This is a genomic window from Streptomyces olivochromogenes (genome assembly GCF_021538895.1).
Taxonomy (GTDB): domain Bacteria; phylum Actinomycetota; class Actinomycetes; order Streptomycetales; family Streptomycetaceae; genus Streptomyces; species Streptomyces olivochromogenes_A.
On the sequence record NZ_JADDRL010000021.1, the window covers coordinates 73,774 to 92,674 of the forward strand.

Consider the following 18,901-nt stretch of genomic DNA (forward strand, 5'->3'; position numbering starts at 1 on the left):
CCCGCCGTCCCGGCGGCACCGTCCCAGCCGCGCTGGCTGTCCAAGCGGCGGTGGCCGCCTGGGCCGCGTCGGCCGACCGGCCACGGCAGCCGTCCGAGCCGTGTCCCCCGTCCCGGCGGCAGCTGTCCCAGCCGCGCCAGCCGACCCGGCCGCGCCAGCCGACCCAGCCACGCGGCCCTCCCAGCGGCCGCAACCGCCTCAGCCGCAGCAACCCCCGCCGCAGCAGCCGCCTCCTCCTCCGCCGCCCGTTCGGGGCGCGGAGGTCGGGGCGGAGGCTGAGCCGGCGATGGAGACCGTCGAGAGGAGCTTTACCGTGTCGGCGTGGCCCGTCGGGCAGGTGGCGGGGGCGGCCGACTCCGCCATGGGGCGGCTGAGTTCGAAGGTGTCGCCGCAGGTCCGGCAGCGGTATTCGTAGCGAGGCATGCGCCCAGGTTAACCGGAGTGACATTCGCCACGGCCGCTCAGAATTTCATGAGTGTTCGTTTCTGTCCGATACTCGTGAGGAGATTTTGCAAAGATCGCTGCTAATTTAGGCTGGCCGCGAGGAGCCGAAAGACCGGGGGTTGAGGGGGGCTCGAAGCGCCGCGCCCGCCGCGGCCTGTCCACCTGCTGTTGTGTCTCACCGCGCGAGCACGACCGAGTGCGAGGGGAGACGCAGTCATGAGGGACGCATGGCAGCGCAAGCAGGACCCGAAGGGCGAGGACCACGCCCGGTCCGGAGCCGGTGAGCCGGCGTCGGACGAGACGCTTCATCTGAACGTCGAGGCGCTCCGCGTGGACGCCACGATGCAGTTGCGCGTGCCCCCGCCGCCGGAGAAGCCGGCCTCCGGGGGCCGCGCCGAGCGCCGCCGCAGCGCCCGTCTGTCGCCCCGCGCCCGCGCCCTGGCGACCGGCGCCTCCGCCCTCGCCCGGGTCCGCGCCGTCGTGGGCCCCAGGCTCGCTCCGCTGGCCCCCTACGCCCGCCGCCTCAAGCCCCTGTACCCGCGCCCCGGCCGCACCGGATGGCGCCGCTGGGTGCCCTCCTGGCGCCAGTGGGTCGGGGGCGCGCTGACGAGCGTCTGCCTGATGTTCCTGTTCCTGTTCGTCGCCTACGAACTCACGGACATACCGGAGAATCTCAACACGTACGCCACACAACAGGACAACGTGTACTACTGGGCCGACGGGACGCCGATGGCCCGCACCGGCTGGGTGCAGCGGCAGAACATGCCGCTCAAGGACATACCCGAGGACGTGCGCTGGGCGGTGCTCGCCGCGGAGAACGAGAGCTTCTACTCCGACCCCGGCATCTCCTTCAAGGGCATCACCCGGGCGCTGTGGCGGACCATCGGCCAGGGGGACACCGAGGGCGGCTCGACGATCACCCAGCAGTACGTCAAGAACGTCTACCTCACCCAGAACCAGACGGTCAGCCGCAAGTTCACCGAGGCGATGATCTCGCTCAAGCTCGACAACAAGATGAGCAAGAACCAGATCCTGGAGGGCTACCTCAACACCAGCTGGTTCGGCCGCGGCACCTACGGCATCCAGCGCGCGGCCCAGGCCTACTACGGCAAGGACGTCGGCCGGCTCAACGCCAGCGAGGCCGCCATGCTCGCCGCCCTGCTGAAGGGCGCCGGACTCTACGACCCCACGCTCAGCCAGGCCAACCACGAGCGGGCGGTGGAGCGCTGGTCCTGGACCCTCGACCGCATGGTCAAGATCGGCAAACTGTCGCCGTCCGAGCGCGCCAAGTACCGGAAATTCCCGGAGCCGCTCAAGACGGCCCGCGCGTACGACACCGGAAAGCAGACCGACTACCTGGTCGAACTCGCGCAGCAGTACGCCAAGAAGGCCGGGCACATCTCCGACAAGCAATTCGATCTCGGCGGCTACCAGATATATACGACCTTCGACCGGAAACGGCAGACCGCTCTCACCGACGCGGTCGACAAGGCCCGCAAGCAGGCGCAGCGGGACCACGCCGACGAGGCGAAGACCGCCCACTACGGCGCCGCCTCGGTGGCCACCGACGGACGCATCATCGCCGTCTACGGCGGCCCCGACCACCGTAAACAGGGCTTCAACGAGTCGAACGCGGCCACCGTCCAGGCCGGTTCGGCGTTCCTGCCGTTCGTCTACGCCGCGGGCCTGGAGCACGGCGTCCACAAGACCCGCAACGGGCCTACGACCCCGGTCACCCCGCAGAGCCTCTACGACGGCGACGACGGCGTTCCCGTCACCACGCCCGAGGGTCCGTACTGGGACCGCAGCGGCAAGAGGGTCGCCGCCCACAACGACGGCGGACAGTCGTACGGGCAGATCACCCTGACCAAGGCGCTCGCCGAGTCCGTGAACACGCCGTTCATGCAGCTGGGCATGGACACCGGCCTGGACAAGGTGCGCAAGACCGCCGAGGCGGCCGGCCTGCTCTCCTCCAGCATGGGGCGGCAGGTGCCCGATCTGTCCCTGGGCAGCTCCACGCCGAGCGCGATCCGGATGGCGAGCGGGTACGCCACCTTCGCCGCGGCGGGCCGGCACACCGAGCCGTACTCGGTCCGCAAGATCACCCGCAACGGCGGGGTGGTCGGGCTGAGCACCCCGGCCCCGCGCCGGGCGTTCGGCGCCGAGGTGGCCAAGCAGGTCTCCCAGGGGCTGACCGACTCCCTGCTCACCGCCCACCCGGAGGCCATCACCACCGCGCCGACCGGCGGGCGGTCCGGCGCCGCCGTGACGGCGGGCGGGAAGGCCGGTACCACCGAGGACGACACCGCCGCCTGGTACGCCGGGACGGTCGATTCGGTGTCGACCGCGATCGTCGTCTACCGCATGGACTTGGCCAAGAGTCTGGAACCTCTGCCACTCAAGGGTCTGGACGGTACAACCGTCACTAGCGTTCCGTACGTCATATGGGCGAAGGCCGCGGGCCTCGGTTGACTCCGGTCGCCGTGCCGCCCCCACCCCCCCTCGCAGAATGAGCCGCGCATGAACAGGAAGTCGCCGTCCGGCCGCCGCCGCCGGGACCGTGCCCGCCGCCGTGCCCCTCGCCGCGCCACCCGCCCCGAGGTCATGACCCTGACGGCCTTCCTGGTCGTGGCCTCGCTGGTGGCCGGCTTCCTGGTGCTGACCCGCCAGGACAGCACCACGCCCGCCGCGTCCGCCAAGGGCCAGGGCAAGGCCACGGCGAAGCCGAGCGGGGAGCCCAAGTGGGACGGCAAGACCAAGATCCTCGGCGACGGATCGACCTCCTACACGGGCCCGCAGAAGGGCGAGTTCAAGGCCGAGCGGCTCAAGCCGGGTGAGAAGCCGCCCCAGTTCGTCGTCTTCTCCTGGGACGGCGCGCTGCAGGGCGACGACGAGCTCTTCTCCCACTACCGGGAGCTGGCGAAGCAGTACGACGCCCATATGACGTTCTTCCTCACCGGCATCTACCTGCTGCCCAAGAGCAAGAAGGAGCTCTACCACCCGCCCCAGCACAAGCCCGGCGCCGCGGCCATCGACTACCCGACGGACGAGCACATCCGCACCACGCTGGAGCAGCTCCGCCTCGCGTACGGCGAGGGCAACGAGATCGGCACCCACTTCAACGGCCACTTCTGCGAGACCAAGGGCAGCGGCAAGGACTGGAGCGTCGAGGACTGGAAGCAGGAGATCGACCAGTTCTTCTCGCTCGTGGAGAACTGGAAGACCAACACCGGCTTCAAGGACATCCCCGCGCTGCCCTTCGACTTCAAGCGGGAGGTCACCGGCGGCCGCGCGCCCTGCCTGGAGGGCCAGCCGAACCTGCTGAAGGCCATCAAGAGCTACGGCTGGAAGTACGACGCCAGCTCCACGGGCGACTTCCAGATATGGCCGACGAAGAAGAACGGCATCTGGGACTTCCCGCTGCAGTTGCTGCCGTACGGGGACAAGATCCAGGCCCTGTCCATGGACTTCAACTTCCTGTACAACCAGTCCGACGGGGAGACCGACGGCAATCCGGCGGAGTACCCGCAGTGGGAGCAGCAGACGGTCGACGCCTACATGGCCGGCTTCAACCGCGTGTACTACGGCAGCCGGGCGCCGCTGTTCATCGGCAACCACTTCGAGGACTGGAACGGCGGCATCTACATGAAGTCCATCGACCAGGTCGTCAAGAACGTGTGCACGAAGAAGGGCGTCAAGTGCGTCTCCTTCAGGGAACTTGCGGCCTGGATGGACGCGCAGAAGCCGGAGACTCTGGCGAATCTGCGCAGCCTGGACCCGGCGCAGTCCCCGGGGAACTGGTCCGCGGTGGTCAAGTGACCTACGTGGACCGGTGATTCCACTTGTGTAACCCCCTTCACAACCGGCACACACCCCATGCGAAGATGCCATCCCCCGGTAGGAGTACCGGTGTAGAGGGGAACATCATTGAAATCGAGAAAACTGAGCCGTAAGCGCAGCCGCACCGCCATAGTCACGGCGGCGGCCGCCTCGGTGGTCGCCGGAGTGGCCCTGGTGCCCAACTGGAGCGCGGGCGCGGCGGTCGTCGACGACCCGACGGTGGACGCCGCGACCAAGGCGACCTTCCAGCGGCTGGCCGACGCGGTCTTCACCGACCGCACGGACGCCCTGGTGGACGGGGGGCACAAGAAGCGGACCACCACCGGTTTCTCCGGTGACGTCCGGCTGTCCTCCGCGCAGTCGCGCGAGGAGGGCTCCGCGCTGACCGAACTGCGCGGCCGCCAGAGCCGCCTCGCGCGGCTGGGCGAGAAGTACAGCGGGGCCAGCACCCGGGTCACCCTGGACGCCACGCGGGTCACCGGACGCACGGCCAAGGCCGACGTCACGGAGATCACCACGCTGACCTACGCCAAGGTCAAGGGCACCGAGCCGAAGACCACCGGCTTCCAGGCCCACCACGAGCTGACCTTCCGAGCCGACCGGCAGGGCACCTGGCAGCTGACCGACGTCCGCGACACCGACAACGGCTACATCGCGGTGAACCAGGTCGCCAAGCAGCCGACCGTCGCGGTGAAGGCCAGCCCGGCCGACGACAGCCCGCCGGCGGCGACCCGCGCGGCGACCCGGTGGCCGGCGCCCGCCAACCCGAAGAACTTCTCCGCCAGCGGCTATGACTACAAGGCCATGGTGGCGTACGCGGGGAAGTACTGGAACAACTACAACCCGGACTACCCCGACTACAACGGTCAGGGTGCCGGCGGCGACTGCACCAACTTCGTCAGCCAGGCGCTGAAGGCGGGCGGCTGGAAGCACGTACCCGGCTACACGTACGACTTCCACAAGTGGTTCGGCAACTCGGAGATCCAGTCGGACTCGTTCGTCGGCGTCAACGAGTTCTCCTGGTTCGCCCTGTCCTCGAAGCGGGCCACCAGCCTCGCCAACGTCTACCAGCTCGACCTCGGCGACGTGCTGCAGATGGACTTCAACAAGGACGGGTCCAAGGACCACTCCATGATCGTCACTTACCGCAGCTCGCAGGGCGTGCCGTACGTGTCGTACCACTCCACCAACACGTACAACCGGTCGGTGGCGAGCCTGGTCGCGTCGTACCCGAACGCGGCGTTCTACGCCTACCGCACCTGACGCTGCCGGGCCCGCCCCTCCCGCCGGTCGCTATCGGGCCGCGTCGGGGTGGCGGGCCCGCCAGTACGGGTTGTCGGGCGGGAGGGTCGAACTCACCCGTCCGTACATCCCGAAGAACATCAGCAGCACGCCGACGACGAAGCTGAACAGCACGTTCTGGATCTTGAACGCCAGGAAGTTGTACGGGGTGTCGAGCAGCGCGAGATTCAGGAAGCCGCTGAGGATGAACAGGATCCCCAGGGTCATGTTCAGCGTCGACGCGAAGTTCCCGCCGATCACCATGCCCACCAGGAGCAGCACCCCGACGCAGATCGACAGGATGCTGAGCGAGCCGTTCGTGTTCAGGCCGATGACGGTGTCGCCGCCCGTGTCGAAGAAGCCGATCTTGTCGATGACGCCGAAGATGCCGAAGACGAGCAGGAACAGCCCCATCAGGCCGGCGCCGACCCGATAGACCGTGTTCAGGCGGTGGTCGACGGGCAGATGCTCGTCGAACCGGATCCGCCGCGTCTCCCGATGCGCTGAATGCGTGGCCATGTCCGCCTCCTTCGCTCAGCCAGCGGAGGACATACGTATGTCCCAATATCCGCCCGCGATGCCTCGGCGGCAAACCGCTCAGTGGGGCCCGCCGCGCTCCTCGCGTATCTGCGACACCACCCGGGCGACCGTCTGCCGCACGGCCTCCGTCTCGGTCAGGAAGTGCCAGTAGTCGGGGTGACGGCCCTGCAGCGAGGTGATCGCGCGCTCCAGCCGGTTCACCGATTCGTCCAGCGGCCCCGCGTGCCGCGGATCGGGCGTCGAGCGCCCCGTCATGGCCAGCCGCTGGGCGTCCCGGATGGCGAACCGGGTGCGCTGGATCTCCTGCTGCGGGTCCTTCTGCACGGCGTTGAGCCGCTGGAGCCGGTCCCCGGCGGCCGAGACCGCCTCGTCGGTGGTGTTCAGCAGCGCTCGTACGGTCGACAGCAGCGCGGTGGCGTCCGGCCAGCGCTGGCCGTCCCGGGCCGTCTGCGCCTCCGCCAGCTTCTGCTCGGCCTGCCGCACGTTCTGCGTGGCCTGCTCCGGCACGTGCTGCAGGTCCTGCCAGCAGGCGGCGGCGAACCGGCGCCGCAGCTCGCTCAGCACCGGGTCGACCTGCCCGGCGCGCGTGGTCAGGGCCTGGGCCCGGGTCCGCAGGCTGACCAGCCGGTGGTCGATCTCGGCGGCCTTCTCGGGCAGCCGCTCCGCCTCCACGCGGATCGCCCCGGCCTCCCGCTGGACCCGCTCGGCCCGCTCCAGCGTCTGCTGCACGCCGTGCTGCCCAGCGCCCTGGTTCAGCTTGGTCAGCTCGGGGGAGAGGGCGGCCAGCCGCGCGGCGAGATCGTCCGCCTTCAGCCCGGCCTCCCGCAGCGCGTCCAGGCCGTTCGAGGCCGCGAGCAGCGCCTGACGGGCCCGCTCGACGGCGGGCGCGAGACGGGCGAGCTGGGTCTCGGCCGTGCCGAGCAGCGGCCCGAGACCGTTGCCGAAACGGTCCAGCTCCTCCTTGACGCGGACCAGCTCGTCCTTGGCGGCGGTCAGCTCGGAGCGCGCCCGGGAGGCCACCGAGGCGTCCAGGTCGTCCCGGTCGAGGTCGTGCGCGTCGACGGCCTCGATGTAGCGGCGACTCACCTCGTCGATCCGGCGCCCCAGCGCCTCGAAGTCGGCGACCGCGCGCCGGGCGGCGGGGGTGTCGTCCACCGCCGTGATGGTCTCGATCGAGATCCTGAGATCCCGCTGAGCGGTGTCGAGCTCGTAGAACGCCGTGGCCGCGGCGTCCTTGGCCGCCTGCGCCTCGGCTCTCTGGCTCTCGGCCCGCCCGCCGAACCAGCGCCGGGTGCCACCGCCGGCCCCTCGGGGTGTCGCCGCCACATCCCTCTCCTGTGCCGTGGTCCGCCCTGCGTGGAGTCATTCTCCCACCCGTTGTAGACGAACACACGGGCCGGTCAGTTCGCGGTTCGCGATACGGGTTTGCGGGACATCGGCCCCGGCAGGGTAGGCTGTCGAATCGTTCTGGGTGCGTAGCTCAGGGGTAGAGCGCCTGCCTTACAAGCAGGATGTCGGCGGTTCGAAACCGTCCGCGCCCACTCCAGGAAGAAGACCCCGGCCGTCGGACGGCCGGGGTCTTCTCGTGTGCACCGCCGTTCAGTCGCCCTCGGTGTTGTTCTCGTTCTCCCGCGCTTGCTTCAGCTTCATACGGGCGTCCACGCGCTCCGCCGCCGCCACCTCGGCCCAGAAGCGGTGGCCGCTGACGAAGACCGCGAGTTCGTGCTCGCGCTGTCTCAGCTTCTCCACCTCGGCCTGCTCGTCGGCCGTCCAGCCGGGGGAGGCGGGGCGCTCCACCTTCCGCCAGCCGTTGTCGTCGCTGAAGGCGTCCAGCGGCGTGACCGACCAGGGGAGCCGTTTCAGCAGGGCCGACAGCTCGGCCCGGACCTGATGCAGCTCCTCCTGACCGGCGAGGAGGTCACTCGGAAAGTCATAGGTCGTAGCCACGCGGCAATGCTACGCCTGTTCGATTTTGGGAGGCGAGTTCGTTCCGGAGGTTCATGCGAACGAGTGCCCGGTCCGTGGGCGGGCCCGCGTGGGCCGCCGGAGGGTCTCGCGCGGGAGTTCGCGCTGGTCAGTGGTGGGTGCGGCGGTGATCTCGGCGCCCGGGGCGCGGGCCGCGGCGACGCGGTCGGTCGTTAGTTCGAGGCTCGGCCAGGTCCTGCCGGGAGGCGAGGGAGCCCTTCGGGCGGTCCCGCCCGGGGAGGCGGCGACGCGGCGATGCGGCGCCACCCGGCGCGACACCGGGATGCCGTCCACGGCGGACGCGCTCGCCGTGGTGCATCTGGTGTCGCGCCGGGCGGCCGCTCACCCGCTGAGGTCGCGCGGCCGCCTCAGTGGCCGGCTTCCCGCAACTCCCGTACCAGGCGGGCCGTCACGGGCACGGGCACGCCGTGGCGTTCGGCCGCTCGCAGCAACGCGCCGCCGATCGCGTCGAGTTCGAGCGGTCGCTCGGCCTCCGCGTCCCGCTGCATCGACGACTTGGTGCCGGGCGGGAAGGCGTCGTAGCGGGCGAGGGCCCGGGCCGGGTCGGCGGGGGCGCCGCAGGCGCGGCTGACCGCGGCCGTCTCCTCGAGGAGGGCCGTCAACTCCGCCCGGTGGTTGGTGCGTACGTCGCCGAGGGGGAGCCCGTGGCGGGTGGTCAGCAGGGCGAACGGGGCGAGGAACGACATCTTCGCCCACAGCGCCGACGTCTCGTCCTCGACGACGCGGGTGGCCGGTCCGGCGCCGGCGAGGGCCGCCGCCAGGGCGTCGAGACGGGGGCGGGGCACCGGGTCCCCGGCCAGGTCGATCTCGGCGAAGGGGCTGCCGTGTTCGATCACTCCGGGGGAGAGGCGGGTCGACTCCACGCGGATCACCGCCGGGGCGACGCGGTCCGGACGGTAGCGCTCGCGCAGGGTGGCGGGGTGCTCCACGCCGTTCAGGAACGGTACGAGGAGGCCGTCGCCGAGAGCGGTCGGCGGGACGCGGGTGAGCGCGGAGTCGAGCGCGGTCTGCTTGACCGTGACCAGGCAGGCGTCCACGGGTGCGCGCAGCTCGGTGTCCGCCTCCACCGGGGCGGTGAAGTCCCCGAACTGCCCGCTGCGGACCCGGATTCCGGTGTCCCGCAGGGCGCGGACGGTGTCGTCCCCGGCCAGGCAGATCACCCGGTGACCGGCCCGGGACAGAAGGGCGGCGAGGAGACCGCCCACGCCGCCGGGGCCGAGGACGGCGACGGTGAGCCGGTCACCGGCGCCGTTCGCGTCCGCCGTACCCGAAGCGTCTGTCTTGTTCGGCTGGTTCGGCTCGTTCGGCTTGTTCGCCATGATGATGTTGTTCCTCTCGTCGGTCGGCCCCGGGATCGGTGGCCGCCTTCGGGAGGGATCTTCGCAGGGCGGGGCGGTGTGGGCGAGACTGGGGGCATGTGCCGGAGTATCAAGACCCTGCGTCCGCCCGCGCTGCCCGAAGAGGCCACGGAGGAGGAGATTCGAGCCGCCGCCCTCCAGTACGTACGGAAGGTGTCCGGGTTCCGGGCCCCCGCCGCCCACAACCGGGAGGTGTTCGAGCGGGCCGTGGACGCGGTGGCGGCGGCCACGGCCGAACTGCTCGGAGACCTTCAGGTACGGGGACAGGCCACGCGCGACGCGGTCTAGCCCCGTCGTCCTCTATGTCCTTCTGCCCCTCTGCCCCTCTGCCCCTCTGCCCTTCTTTACTTCTCTACGGCCTTCAGGACGCGGCCGGTCGGCGCACCAGGTACGCAGCCACGGCCCCCGCCCCGAACAGCGCCGTCAGGGACACCGCCGTCGCCAGCCAGGTGGCGCCCAGCCACTGCGCGCCGAGGTAGCCGAGGGCGACGCTGAAGCCGGCCCAGGAGAGGCCGGCCAGGGCGGACCAGAACAGGAAGTCGCGCGGGCGGCGGTGGGCGGCGCCCGCGCAGAGGGAGACGACGGACCGGCCGGCCGGGGCGAAGCGGGCGAGGATCACCAGCGCGCCGCCGCCCTGGGCCAGAGCCGCGCCGAGACGTTCCTGCGCGGTCGTGAGGCGCCGGGAGCGGGCTATCGCGCGGTCCAGACGCTCCCCGCCCAGCCATGCCAGGCGGTAGGCCACCAGATCGCCGAGCACCGAGGCGGTGGCGGCGGACAGGACCAGCGCGAGGATGTCGGGCACATGGCCGGTGGTCGCGCCGGACCCGGCGGCGGCCGCCGTGGCCGCCGTGATCACCAGCACCCCGCTCGGCAGCACCGGCAGAAAGACGTCGAGGAGGACCGAGAGGCCCACCGCGGCGTAGATCCATGGGCCCGCGACCAGCGACACCACACCTTCGAACACGACAAGCTCCCCCGTTGCTCCCCCGATAACAGCCATACAGCGTACGCCGAGGGTGTGACAGGAGGGTCACGGGGGGCTGTCGTGGTGAGCACGGTCTGTCAACGCGCACCGGCCGAGGGCGCCGAGACCGAGGCGCGGTCCGTCAGGCCGCGACCGGGGTCTGCTCCGCCGCCGGCCGCGCCGTGCCCGCCGTGCGCCGGGCGAAGAGCCGGTCCAGGCCGAAGGCGCCGGAGCCGGTGAAGACCAGCAGGAAGAACGCCCAGCAGAACAGGACCGGCAGCTCGCCGCCGTTCTGGATCGGCCACAGGGCCGCCTCCTGGTGGACGTCGAAGTACGCGTACGCCATCGAGCCCGAGGCGATCAGGGCGGCGCCGCGGGTGCCGAGGCCGAGCAGTACGAGGCCGCCGGCGACGAGCTGGATCACGGCCGCGTACCAGCCGGGCCAGGTGCCGGCGTCGAGGGTGCCGCCGTCGGTGCCCGCCGCTCCGCCGAGCACGCCGAAGAGCGAGGCGGCGCCGTGCGCGGCGAAGAGCAGGGCGACGACTATGCGGAACAGGCCGATGACGTAGGGCTGGGCGCTGTCGAGGCGTCCGGACATGGGGGCACTCCCTCGGTAGGTCGGTGGGGGACGGCGGTACCGATGGAGCTCAGGTTAGGCAGACCTAATCAATGCTTGCAAGTTCAACATTCGGCCATGGTTCCGCTTCCACTTCCGCCTCCACTTCCCCCTCCGCTTCCCCCTCCGCTTCCGCCCCCGCGACCCGCAGAACCGCCCTCGCCACCGCGTCGGCGTCCGACAGCGTCACCGAGTCCACGCCGGGCCGGGCCCCGGCCGCCGTCACCCAGTGCACCCCTTCCGTGGGCACGCCGAACGCCAGCCGGCGTGCGTGCGGGCGTCCCTGGCGGTCGATCAGGCGGTACGGGCGCGGTGTCACGTCCAGCCCACCGGTCTCGTAGCCGTCCACCGCGTGCGGCCGGCAGGCCCCGGTCTTCAGGAGCCCGGCGAGCAGGTCGTCGGCGGTGTGGCGCAGTTCCGGTTCCGGGAGGCGGGCCTCGACGAGGGCCGTCGTACGCACGGCCGAGCCTGGCACGTCGGGGGAGTGGGCCAGCCAGCCCCCGTCCTCCGCCCGCACCTGAAGGCGCGGCCCGAGCACCTCCACCACGCCCGCCGTCACCAGGGCCGTCAGCTCCTCGATGCGGCGGCGGGGCGGGCCGATGGACAGGAACGCGTTGAGCGGGGTGTACCAGCGGTCCAGGTGGTCCCGGCGGGAGGCGCCGGTCAGCCCGGCGTGGTCGACGATCAGCCGTATCTCGTTGCGCAGGTCGCGCAGCACGTCCAGGGCCGCCTTCAGGGGTCCGGCGACATTGCCGAGGGCGGCCTGGGCGGCGTCCTCGCGCAGATGGCCGAGCAGCCAGTCGCGCCAGGCGTCCGGCCCGGCGAAGGACCGTCCGCCGTACGGCCGTGAGACCCGGTCCCAGGACCAGCGGTCGGCGCCGGAGATCCCGAACTCGTCCAGGACGCGGGCCTCTTGAGGGCCGCCGTGGGCCGCCCCGAGGAACCGCTCCCGAAAACGCCCGGAGACGGCGCCCGCGACCTCCCCCGCACCCGCCCCCGTCCCTTTCCCGTCCCAACTCCTCACCAGGGCTTCGTAATAGACCGTCTCGACCTCCTTCGCCACCAGCGGCCATATCTCCGTCAGGAAGTCAGGCGCCTCGCCGGAGTCCGCGCGCTTGCGGAAGCCCGCGATCACCTCCGGGGTGAGGACCAGCGGGGTGTGACGGCCGTACGGACCCTTCGCGTTGTCGCCGCGCGCCTGGTACGGGACACCGCGCCGCGAACCGGCGTACAGGCGCGGTTCGCGGCCGGAGGGCACATAGCGCAGGGTGCCGTCGGCGGCGCGAACGAAGCGGCCGCCGCGGCCGGTGGTCAACAGGGCGACGTGGTCGAAGAAGTTGAGGCCGAGTCCGCGCAGCAGCACCGGTTCGCCGGGGGCGAGCGGCGAGAGGTCGACGTCGGCCGGATTGGCGGGCGGGACGTGGCGCAGGCCGTGCCGCTCGGCGTGGTCGGCGAGGCGCCGTTGCTCGGCGCCCTTGGCCACCGCGAGGTGGCCCTGCGCGAGCACCACCGCGGACAGCTCCGGCAGCACACGGCCGTCGTCCAGCGTCAGCACCTGGCGGCCGTCGGCGGCGTCGTCGAGGCGTACGGCGCGGGCCCGGTGCGTCTCGACGCGCACGGCGTCCGGCGCCTGACGCACCACCTCGCCGAACACCCACTCCAGGTAGCGGCCGTAGTGCGCGCGGCTCGGGTAGTCGTCCGCCCCCAGCTCACCGCCCGCCCACTCGTGCAGACTCGGACCCGGCCGTACGGGCCCCGAGCAGTCCACGCTCTCGTCGGTGAACAGGGTCACCTGGCAGGCCACGGTGTTCATCAGCAGTTCCGGCGACTGCGCGGTGCGCCACACGCGGCCCGGTCCGGGCGGCGCCGGGTCGATCACATGGACCCGCAGCCGGACTCCCGCGGGCAGGAGCTCCGGTGCGGAGGCGCAGAGACGTTCCAGGACGCTGGTGCCGCGCGGTCCGGCGCCGACCAGGGCGACGGACACCGTTGCGGATACCTCGGTCGGTGCAGACGTCGGTGCAGACAAGGACATGACTCCCGGGCGTGTGGGGCGCTGGGCGGCAGAACGTCCGCTGGAAGCGGACGGTCCGCCTCATCATGCCGTCGTCCGCCGGTGAATCCAACGCCGGTCCCAGACGTCACGGTTGTCCCTCATGGGGCGGTGAGAGGCGACTCCTCCAAGGTCTTCAGGGTTCCGTCCGACCGCGCCCGCTCCACCCGCAGCCGGGCCGAACGGCCGTGCAGGGCAAGGGACATGAGCTGGTTTCCGAACCACGGACCGCTGGTCCTACGCCAGTTGAGCGGCGGGGTCGGCCCCGCGGCGTGCCGGGCGAGGCGCCGGCCCAGCAGCCGTGCCGGGGCGCTCCAGGCGAAGCGGAAGCCGAAGCGCATCCAGGAGGGCACGGAGTTGTGGAGGGGCGAGCAGGTGAGCTGGAGGACACGGGCGTCGGGGGTGCGGGCCGGCCAGGCCGGCTCGGCGACGTAGGCGTGGTGGACGTCCCCGGACAGGACACAGACCGTCGCCGGCGCGTCGGGGCCGGTGCCGGCCTCCGCGATGAGGTCGGACAGGGCCGAGAAGGAAGCCGGGAAGGCCGCCCAGTGCTCCAGGTCGGCATGGCGGCGCAGCTTCTCGCCGAACCGCGCCCAGCGCTGCCCGCGCTCACCCCGGCACAGGGCCGCGTCCCAGGTCTCGACGTCGTGCACCAGGTGCGGCAGCAGCCAGGGCAGCGAGGTGCCGATCAGGAGGTGGTCGTAGGAGCTCCGGTCCTGGAGCGTCTGCTCGCGCAGCCATTCCGCCTCGCCCGGGTCGAGCATCGCGCGCCCGTCCTCGTCGAGCACCCGGGCCGCCCGGGTGTCCACCATCAGCAGGCGCACCCGGCCGAAATCGCGCCGGTAGCTCCAGCGGACGGAGGCCGGGTCGGCGTCGGCCTTCGCGGCGAAGGCGCGCAGCACGTCGGTGCCGTCGGGGGTTTCCCGTACGGCGGCGTAGACGGGGTCGGCGGCCAGCTCGCCGGGCGAGAGGTTGCCGAGGTGCTGGTGCACCCAGTACGAGGTCAGGCCGCTCAGCAGCCGCTCCTGCCACCAGTCGGTGGCCCGCATGTCGGCCAGCCAGGAGGCGGAGGTGTTCCAGTCGTCGATGACGTCGTGGTCGTCGAAGATCATGCAACTGGGCACCGTGGACAGCAGCCAGCGCACCTCGGGGTCGAGCCAGGACTCGTAGTAGAGCCGGGTGTACTCCTCGTAGTCCGCGACCTGGCTGCCCGGCGGGTCCGCCAGATCGCGCCGCGCGGCCAGCCAGCGCCGGGTCGCCCCTGAGGTCTCGTCCGCGTAGACCTGGTCGCCGAGCAGGAGCAGTACGTCGGGGCGCTCGCCGTCGGGGTCGGCCGCCATGCGGGCGGCGAGCGAGTCGAGGGCGTCGGGGCCGACCGGGTCCGTACCGTCGGCCGGCGGCGCGGCCCAGCGGCAGGAGCCGAAGGCGACCCGCACCGGGTCCCCGTCGGCGGGGGTGCGGATCACCGAGGGCGGGAAGCGGGACTCGGCCCGCGGCCACACGCGCGTGCCGTCGAGGAAGACCTCGTACGGCCGGGTCGTGCCCGGTATGAGTCCGGTCACCGGGATCAGCGCGTAGTGGTGGCCCGCCATCTGGAAGGTGCGGGCCGTGCCGCCGGCGCCGTCGGCGCAGCGCACCTCGGCCGTGCACGGACGGCTCGTCTCGACCCATACGGTCGCGGACGAGCCGTCGGCGTACCTCAGCAGTGGTCCCAGGAGCAGTCCGGCCACGGCGATCGCCCGCCCTCTTCCTCGGTCGGTTCGCCTCCGGGGCGCACCCCGGAGGCTCACCGCGGTCGTCGATCCGTACGGTGTCGATGCGTACGGTATTGAACGACGGGGGAGGGCGGACAGACTCAGGCGATCAGCAGTTGGCCGATCAGCAGCCGGAGAGGTAGTTCGTCAGCGCGCTCTTCTCGGCGGAGTCGACCGAGAGGTCGTAGTAGTACTTCACCTGGACCCAGGCGCGGACGTAGGTGCAGCGGTACGCGGTGCGCGACGGCATCCAGGTGGCCGGGTCCTGGTCGCCCTTGGCCTGGTTGACGTTGTCGGTGACGGCGAGCAGCTGGGGCCGCGTGACGTCGTTGGCGAAGGCCTGGCGCTGGGCGGTGGTCCACCGGCTGGCGCCGGAGTCCCAGGCCTCGGCGAGCGGCACCAGGTGGTCGATGTCGACGTCGGAGGCGGAGGTCCAGGTGGCGCCGTCGTACGGGGAGTACCAGCTGCCGCTGGTGGCGGTGCACGCGGAGTTGGTGACGACGTTCGAGCCGTCCCGCTTGAGGATCCACTCGCGGGTGTTGCAGGTGCCCGAGATGGTGATCCAGGTCGGGAAGAGGTCGCGGCTGTAGCCGGTGCGGTTCTCGGTGGCCACGGTGAGCTGGGACAGGTAGCTGCGGGCGGTGGCGGCGCTGACCGGTGTGGGGAGGGCGGCGGAGGCGCTCGGGGAGTTGAAGAGGGCGACAGAGGCTAGGAGACCCGTCAGGGTCGCCAGTATGCTGAGCCGTCGACGCGCGTAGAACTTCGGCATGCGAACTCCCTTGTGGGGGTGGGCTGTTGGACCGCGGGCGAGGGAATGCTCGCGGCGCCGTATTGCCGTGGAGTGTGTTTTCGGTTAGACGTTAGTGACACGTACATGACACGACAAGGTTTACGTGCAAACTTTCGATCACGTACCATGGGGAGCGCAGAAGGGGAGTAGCTCTTCGCCGGACCGTCGACATACTGCTCAGCTCGTCTGAGCCGGCGCCCGGAGGCGGATCCCGCGTGGATCGGCCAGCGAGACCTTCGGCAAGCAGTGCACGCCCGTGCCGTACGGCACGGGCGCCGAGTGTGCTGCCGTGCCGAGGTGTCTTTGTGTGATGTGCAGCACTCTCGGTGGGGCGGCCCCCGACCGATTGAGGGATTTTGATCAGCTTCACCGTGACGGCGCTCGTCTTCGGCGTCGTCTTCCTCGCCGAACTGCCGGACAAGACCGCGCTCGCCGGCCTCGTCCTCGGCACCCGCTACCGCGCCTCGTACGTCTTCGCGGGCGTCGCCGCCGCCTTCGCGCTGCATGTCGCGCTCGCGGTGGCGGCGGGCAGCGTGCTGACGCTGCTGCCGCAGCAGATCGTGCACGCGGTGACGGGCGTCCTCTTCCTCGCCGGCGGCGCGATGCTGCTCCTGAAGAAGGACGACGGCGAGGAGCATGTGCGCCAGCCGGAGAACCAGTCCTTCTGGAAGGTCGCCGGGGCGGGCTTCATGCTGATCCTGGTCGCCGAGTTCGGTGACCTCACGCAGATCATGACCGCCAACCTCGCCGCCCGCTACGACTCCCCGCTCTCCGTCGGCCTCGGCGCGGTCCTCGCGCTGTGGGCGGTGGCCGGGCTCGGCATCGTCGGCGGAAAGGCGCTGATGAAGCGCGTGCCGCTGCGACTGATCACGAAGGTCGCCGCGCTGCTGATGCTGGCGCTGGGCGTGTGGAGCCTTTGGGAGGCGGCCACCGCGTGAGTCCTGGCCGTCCGGGGCGGGGTGGTTGTGCGGGGTGTGGCCGTCCCGGCCGCGGTGGCTGTGTGGGACGTGGCTGTCCCTGGCGGGGCGGTGGCTGTGTGGGACGTGGCTGTCCCTGGCGGGGCGGTGGCTGCGTGGGTCGTGGCTGTCCTCGGGCGCGGTGGTCGTGTGAGTGCCGGTCGTCCCGGCCGTGGTGGCCGTGTGATTCCCGGCCGTGGTTCTGAAGAGTCGGTGAACGGTTGACCAAGCCGGTGGCGAGTGGCGGTCGGATTTTGTACCGTGGAGGAACAAAGTGGCTCCCGCTCGTTTTCCCTGACCGGCGGGCGGGGCCGCCTTGTTTGTGAGCCCCGCTTCCGTTGCTTGGAGCTGCCGATGACGCCCACCGTCCTCACCGCCCGCGCCCTCCTGCTCGACATGGACGGCACCCTCGTCAACTCGGACGCCGTCGTCGAGCGCATCTGGCGGCGCTGGGCCGAGCGGCACGGGCTGGACGGGGACGAGGTCATGAAGGTGGTGCACGGGCGGCAGGGCCACGCCTCCATGGCGGTGCTGCTGCCGGAGCGGCCCGTCGAGCAGAACCTCGCCGACAACGCGGGCATGCTCGCGGCGGAGACCGCGGACATGGACGGCGTGGTCGCGATCCCGGGCGCGCCGGAGTTCCTGGCCGCGCTGCGGGAGCTGCCGCACGCGCTCGTCACCTCCGCCGACGTCGCCCTGTCCATGGCCCGCATGAACGCCGCGGGCCTCCCGCTGCCCGGCATCCGGATCACCGCCGAGTCCGTCGGCGCCAGCAAGCCCGACCCCGAGGGCTTCCTGAAGGCCGCAGCGGAGCTGGGCGTCGACCCCGCGGACTGCGTGGTCTTCGAGGACTCCGGCGCCGGCATCACGGCCGGCCGCGCGGCGGGCATGCGCGTCGTGGGCGTCGGCCCCCGCGCCTCCTTCCACGCCCCGGACGTCACCGTCCCGGACCTGACCCGGGTACGGCCCGAGCCGGGACCCGACGGGACCGTCCGCCTGCACATCGGCTAGCCGGACCGGGCTACGGCTCGGCCGTCTCCGACTCCAGCAGCTTTCGCGTGACCGGCCCGTACACGCCCAGTTCGTCCTCGTCGATACCGCGCGCCCACTGGTAGTTGCGTACGGCGTTCTCGACCGGCCGGTTGAAGTTGCCGTTTGCGTCTCCGGCGTAGAGGTTCAACTGGCGCAGCCGGAGCTGGAGTTCGACCACCTCGGCACCCTGGTTGCCACGGCGGAGCACCGGCGCCTCGGTGGGGCCCGGCGAGGCGGCCGTGTCGGCGACCGTCGCCGTCTGGGTGGGCTGTGCCGAGGGCGACGAGGTCGCTGACGGCGTCGCGCTCGTCTTCGAGGCCGACGGCGTGGGCGAGGGGCTCGGGCTCGCGGACGCCGACACGGAGGGCGCCGCCGACGTCGGGGCCGAGGGTTCGGGCGCCGAAGTCGACGCCGCGCCGCTCGTCGTCGCCACCGGCACGCTCTCCCGTACCTCCCGCGGCGCGGCTCCGTCCCGCGCGGGCGGGTCGTACGAGAACAGCCCGCTCGCGAGACCGGCCGCCGCGACGACCGCGACCACCGCGGCGCAGGCGGCGGCGAGCAGCAGGCCGCCCCGGCGCGACCGGCCGCCGCGCGACCCCGCCTCGTCCTCGGCTTCGTCCTCGGCCACGGACGCGTGATCCCACCCGTCCAGCCCGTCCGGCCCGTCCAGCCCGTCCGGCCCGTCCAGCCCGTCCGGCCCGTCCAGTCCGGCCCGCTCGTCCTGCCCGTCCCGCCCCGGCTCGAAGAGCCGCAGGTCCGTGGCGTTCGGGGTGGCCGACGAGGGCGCCAGGGGAGTGGCCGGCACGGAGGTCTCGTCCTGCGCGCGCACCGGCCGCAGCGGCATGGTCACCTCGACCCCGGCCGCCCCGGGCCCCGAGCCGTCGACCGCGTCCCCCGACTCGCCCTTGCCCCCGACCGCGCCCTCGCCTGCGACCGCCGCTGTGCCCTCATCCGCGCCGGCTATCTCGACGTACGGCCGGATCCGCAGCGGATTGAAGTCCTCCGCCGCTGCCGCCTCCGCCGTACGCGTCTCGCGCAGGGCGTCGGAGGCGCGCTGTGCGCAGCCGCACGACGGCGTGTTGTCCGGCCCCCTGGGTGTGCCGCATTCCGGGCACGGGTGACCCTTCGGTTCCCACACGTTCGTTCCCCTCCCCTCGCGTCCCCTCGCGAGCTCCAGAGATTATGCAAACCTCCCACACATCAGCTGCCCCAAGCCCCCCGGAATCCCAGCTTCCAAAGGGAATCCAGGGGACTCAACAGGCCATAACGGGTGACACGCTTCACGAT

The 18,901-nt window shown here is 71.7% G+C and carries 17 protein-coding genes and 1 tRNA gene; 7 read left to right on the top strand and 11 right to left on the bottom strand.

What is annotated here, in order from left to right; translation table 11 throughout:
- Positions 1–198: 198 nt before the first annotated feature.
- Positions 199–423 carry an FmdB family zinc ribbon protein gene (locus IPZ69_RS13525; RefSeq protein WP_235454343.1) on the bottom strand — a complete coding sequence of 75 codons (225 nt, stop codon included), beginning with the start codon at positions 421–423 and terminating at the stop codon, positions 199–201.
- A gap of 237 nt (positions 424–660) precedes the next feature.
- On the opposite strand from IPZ69_RS13525, the gene IPZ69_RS13530 reads away from it, so the two are divergent.
- The 3 genes from IPZ69_RS13530 (at position 661) to IPZ69_RS13540 (ending at position 5,547) form a co-directional block, all read left to right on the top strand.
- Positions 661–2,916, top strand: coding sequence for a transglycosylase domain-containing protein (locus tag IPZ69_RS13530; RefSeq protein ID WP_374293269.1), 2,256 nt, complete (start codon positions 661–663; stop codon positions 2,914–2,916).
- Positions 2,917–2,964: 48 nt separating this feature from the next.
- Complete coding sequence (locus tag IPZ69_RS13535) at positions 2,965–4,263, top strand: hypothetical protein (RefSeq protein ID WP_235454344.1); 1,299 nt, start codon at positions 2,965–2,967, stop codon at positions 4,261–4,263.
- A 174-nt stretch (positions 4,264–4,437) separates the two neighbouring features.
- Entirely contained in the window at positions 4,438–5,547 is a 1,110-nt protein-coding gene (locus IPZ69_RS13540; RefSeq protein ID WP_235454375.1) for an amidase domain-containing protein, read from the top strand.
- A 30-nt stretch (positions 5,548–5,577) separates the two neighbouring features.
- Here the strand turns inward: IPZ69_RS13540 and IPZ69_RS13545 are convergent, their stop codons facing one another.
- Together IPZ69_RS13545 and IPZ69_RS13550 are read right to left on the bottom strand one after the other, a co-directional pair.
- On the bottom strand, positions 5,578–6,084 hold the full coding sequence (locus IPZ69_RS13545; RefSeq protein ID WP_235454345.1) for a DUF4383 domain-containing protein: 507 nt from the start codon (positions 6,082–6,084) through the stop codon (positions 5,578–5,580).
- 78 nt (positions 6,085–6,162) lie between these two features.
- Complete coding sequence (locus IPZ69_RS13550; RefSeq protein ID WP_235454346.1) at positions 6,163–7,431, bottom strand: hypothetical protein; 1,269 nt, start codon at positions 7,429–7,431, stop codon at positions 6,163–6,165.
- A gap of 143 nt (positions 7,432–7,574) precedes the next feature.
- On the opposite strand from IPZ69_RS13550, the gene IPZ69_RS13555 reads away from it, so the two are divergent.
- A tRNA-Val gene (locus tag IPZ69_RS13555) sits at positions 7,575–7,646 on the top strand.
- 58 nt (positions 7,647–7,704) lie between these two features.
- Here IPZ69_RS13555 and IPZ69_RS13560 read toward each other — a convergent pair.
- Both IPZ69_RS13560 and IPZ69_RS13565 read right to left on the bottom strand, forming a co-directional pair.
- Positions 7,705–8,052, bottom strand: a complete 348-nt coding sequence (locus IPZ69_RS13560) for a hypothetical protein (protein WP_235454347.1) — start codon at positions 8,050–8,052, stop codon at positions 7,705–7,707.
- A 386-nt stretch (positions 8,053–8,438) separates the two neighbouring features.
- Positions 8,439–9,410, bottom strand: coding sequence for a ketopantoate reductase family protein (locus IPZ69_RS13565; protein ID WP_235454348.1), 972 nt, complete (start codon positions 9,408–9,410; stop codon positions 8,439–8,441).
- A gap of 96 nt (positions 9,411–9,506) precedes the next feature.
- Here IPZ69_RS13565 and IPZ69_RS13570 point away from each other — a divergent pair, with 96 nt between their 5' ends.
- Positions 9,507–9,737, top strand: coding sequence for a DUF2277 domain-containing protein (locus tag IPZ69_RS13570; RefSeq protein ID WP_235454349.1), 231 nt, complete (start codon positions 9,507–9,509; stop codon positions 9,735–9,737).
- A 73-nt stretch (positions 9,738–9,810) separates the two neighbouring features.
- On the opposite strand, the gene IPZ69_RS13575 is transcribed toward IPZ69_RS13570, so the two are convergent.
- The 5 genes from IPZ69_RS13575 to IPZ69_RS13595 all read right to left on the bottom strand — a co-directional run bounded on the left by IPZ69_RS13575 (position 9,811) and on the right by IPZ69_RS13595 (position 15,605).
- Positions 9,811–10,449, bottom strand: a complete 639-nt coding sequence (locus IPZ69_RS13575; protein ID WP_235454350.1) for a DedA family protein — start codon at positions 10,447–10,449, stop codon at positions 9,811–9,813.
- Between the two features lie 106 nt (positions 10,450–10,555).
- Positions 10,556–11,011: a DoxX family protein gene (locus IPZ69_RS13580; protein ID WP_235454351.1), complete on the bottom strand. Its 456-nt coding sequence runs from the start codon at positions 11,009–11,011 to the stop codon at positions 10,556–10,558.
- 64 nt (positions 11,012–11,075) lie between these two features.
- On the bottom strand, positions 11,076–13,064 hold the full coding sequence (locus tag IPZ69_RS13585) for an FAD/NAD(P)-binding protein (RefSeq protein WP_235454352.1): 1,989 nt from the start codon (positions 13,062–13,064) through the stop codon (positions 11,076–11,078).
- A 119-nt stretch (positions 13,065–13,183) separates the two neighbouring features.
- Positions 13,184–14,812 (bottom strand): alkaline phosphatase D family protein, encoded by a 1,629-nt coding sequence (locus tag IPZ69_RS13590; protein ID WP_235454353.1) that lies wholly within the window; start codon positions 14,810–14,812, stop codon positions 13,184–13,186.
- 148 nt (positions 14,813–14,960) lie between these two features.
- Entirely contained in the window at positions 14,961–15,605 is a 645-nt protein-coding gene (locus tag IPZ69_RS13595) for an HNH endonuclease family protein (RefSeq protein WP_235454354.1), read from the bottom strand.
- A gap of 377 nt (positions 15,606–15,982) precedes the next feature.
- Here IPZ69_RS13595 and IPZ69_RS13600 point away from each other — a divergent pair, with 377 nt between their 5' ends.
- Entirely contained in the window at positions 15,983–16,564 is a 582-nt protein-coding gene (locus IPZ69_RS13600) for a TMEM165/GDT1 family protein (protein ID WP_235454355.1), read from the top strand.
- Positions 16,565–16,936: 372 nt separating this feature from the next.
- Positions 16,937–17,593 carry an HAD family hydrolase gene (locus tag IPZ69_RS13605; protein ID WP_235454356.1) on the top strand — a complete coding sequence of 219 codons (657 nt, stop codon included), beginning with the start codon at positions 16,937–16,939 and terminating at the stop codon, positions 17,591–17,593.
- Positions 17,594–17,603: 10 nt separating this feature from the next.
- Here the strand turns inward: IPZ69_RS13605 and IPZ69_RS13610 are convergent, their stop codons facing one another.
- Complete coding sequence (locus IPZ69_RS13610) at positions 17,604–18,752, bottom strand: peptidoglycan-binding protein (protein ID WP_235454357.1); 1,149 nt, start codon at positions 18,750–18,752, stop codon at positions 17,604–17,606.
- Positions 18,753–18,901 lie beyond the last annotated feature (149 nt).

Coding starts and splice junctions, on each gene's coding strand:
- IPZ69_RS13525 (WP_235454343.1), bottom strand. CDS start 423: ATGCCTCGCTACGAATACCGCTGCCGGACCTGCGGCGACACCTTCGAA.
- IPZ69_RS13605 (WP_235454356.1), top strand. CDS start 16,937: ATGACGCCCACCGTCCTCACCGCCCGCGCCCTCCTGCTCGACATGGAC.
- IPZ69_RS13585 (WP_235454352.1), bottom strand. CDS start 13,064: ATGTCCTTGTCTGCACCGACGTCTGCACCGACCGAGGTATCCGCAACG.
- IPZ69_RS13530 (WP_374293269.1), top strand. CDS start 661: ATGAGGGACGCATGGCAGCGCAAGCAGGACCCGAAGGGCGAGGACCAC.
- IPZ69_RS13545 (WP_235454345.1), bottom strand. CDS start 6,084: ATGGCCACGCATTCAGCGCATCGGGAGACGCGGCGGATCCGGTTCGAC.
- IPZ69_RS13580 (WP_235454351.1), bottom strand. CDS start 11,011: ATGTCCGGACGCCTCGACAGCGCCCAGCCCTACGTCATCGGCCTGTTC.
- IPZ69_RS13535 (WP_235454344.1), top strand. CDS start 2,965: ATGAACAGGAAGTCGCCGTCCGGCCGCCGCCGCCGGGACCGTGCCCGC.
- IPZ69_RS13595 (WP_235454354.1), bottom strand. CDS start 15,605: ATGCCGAAGTTCTACGCGCGTCGACGGCTCAGCATACTGGCGACCCTG.
- IPZ69_RS13575 (WP_235454350.1), bottom strand. CDS start 10,449: ATGGCTGTTATCGGGGGAGCAACGGGGGAGCTTGTCGTGTTCGAAGGT.
- IPZ69_RS13565 (WP_235454348.1), bottom strand. CDS start 9,410: ATGGCGAACAAGCCGAACGAGCCGAACCAGCCGAACAAGACAGACGCT.
- IPZ69_RS13570 (WP_235454349.1), top strand. CDS start 9,507: ATGTGCCGGAGTATCAAGACCCTGCGTCCGCCCGCGCTGCCCGAAGAG.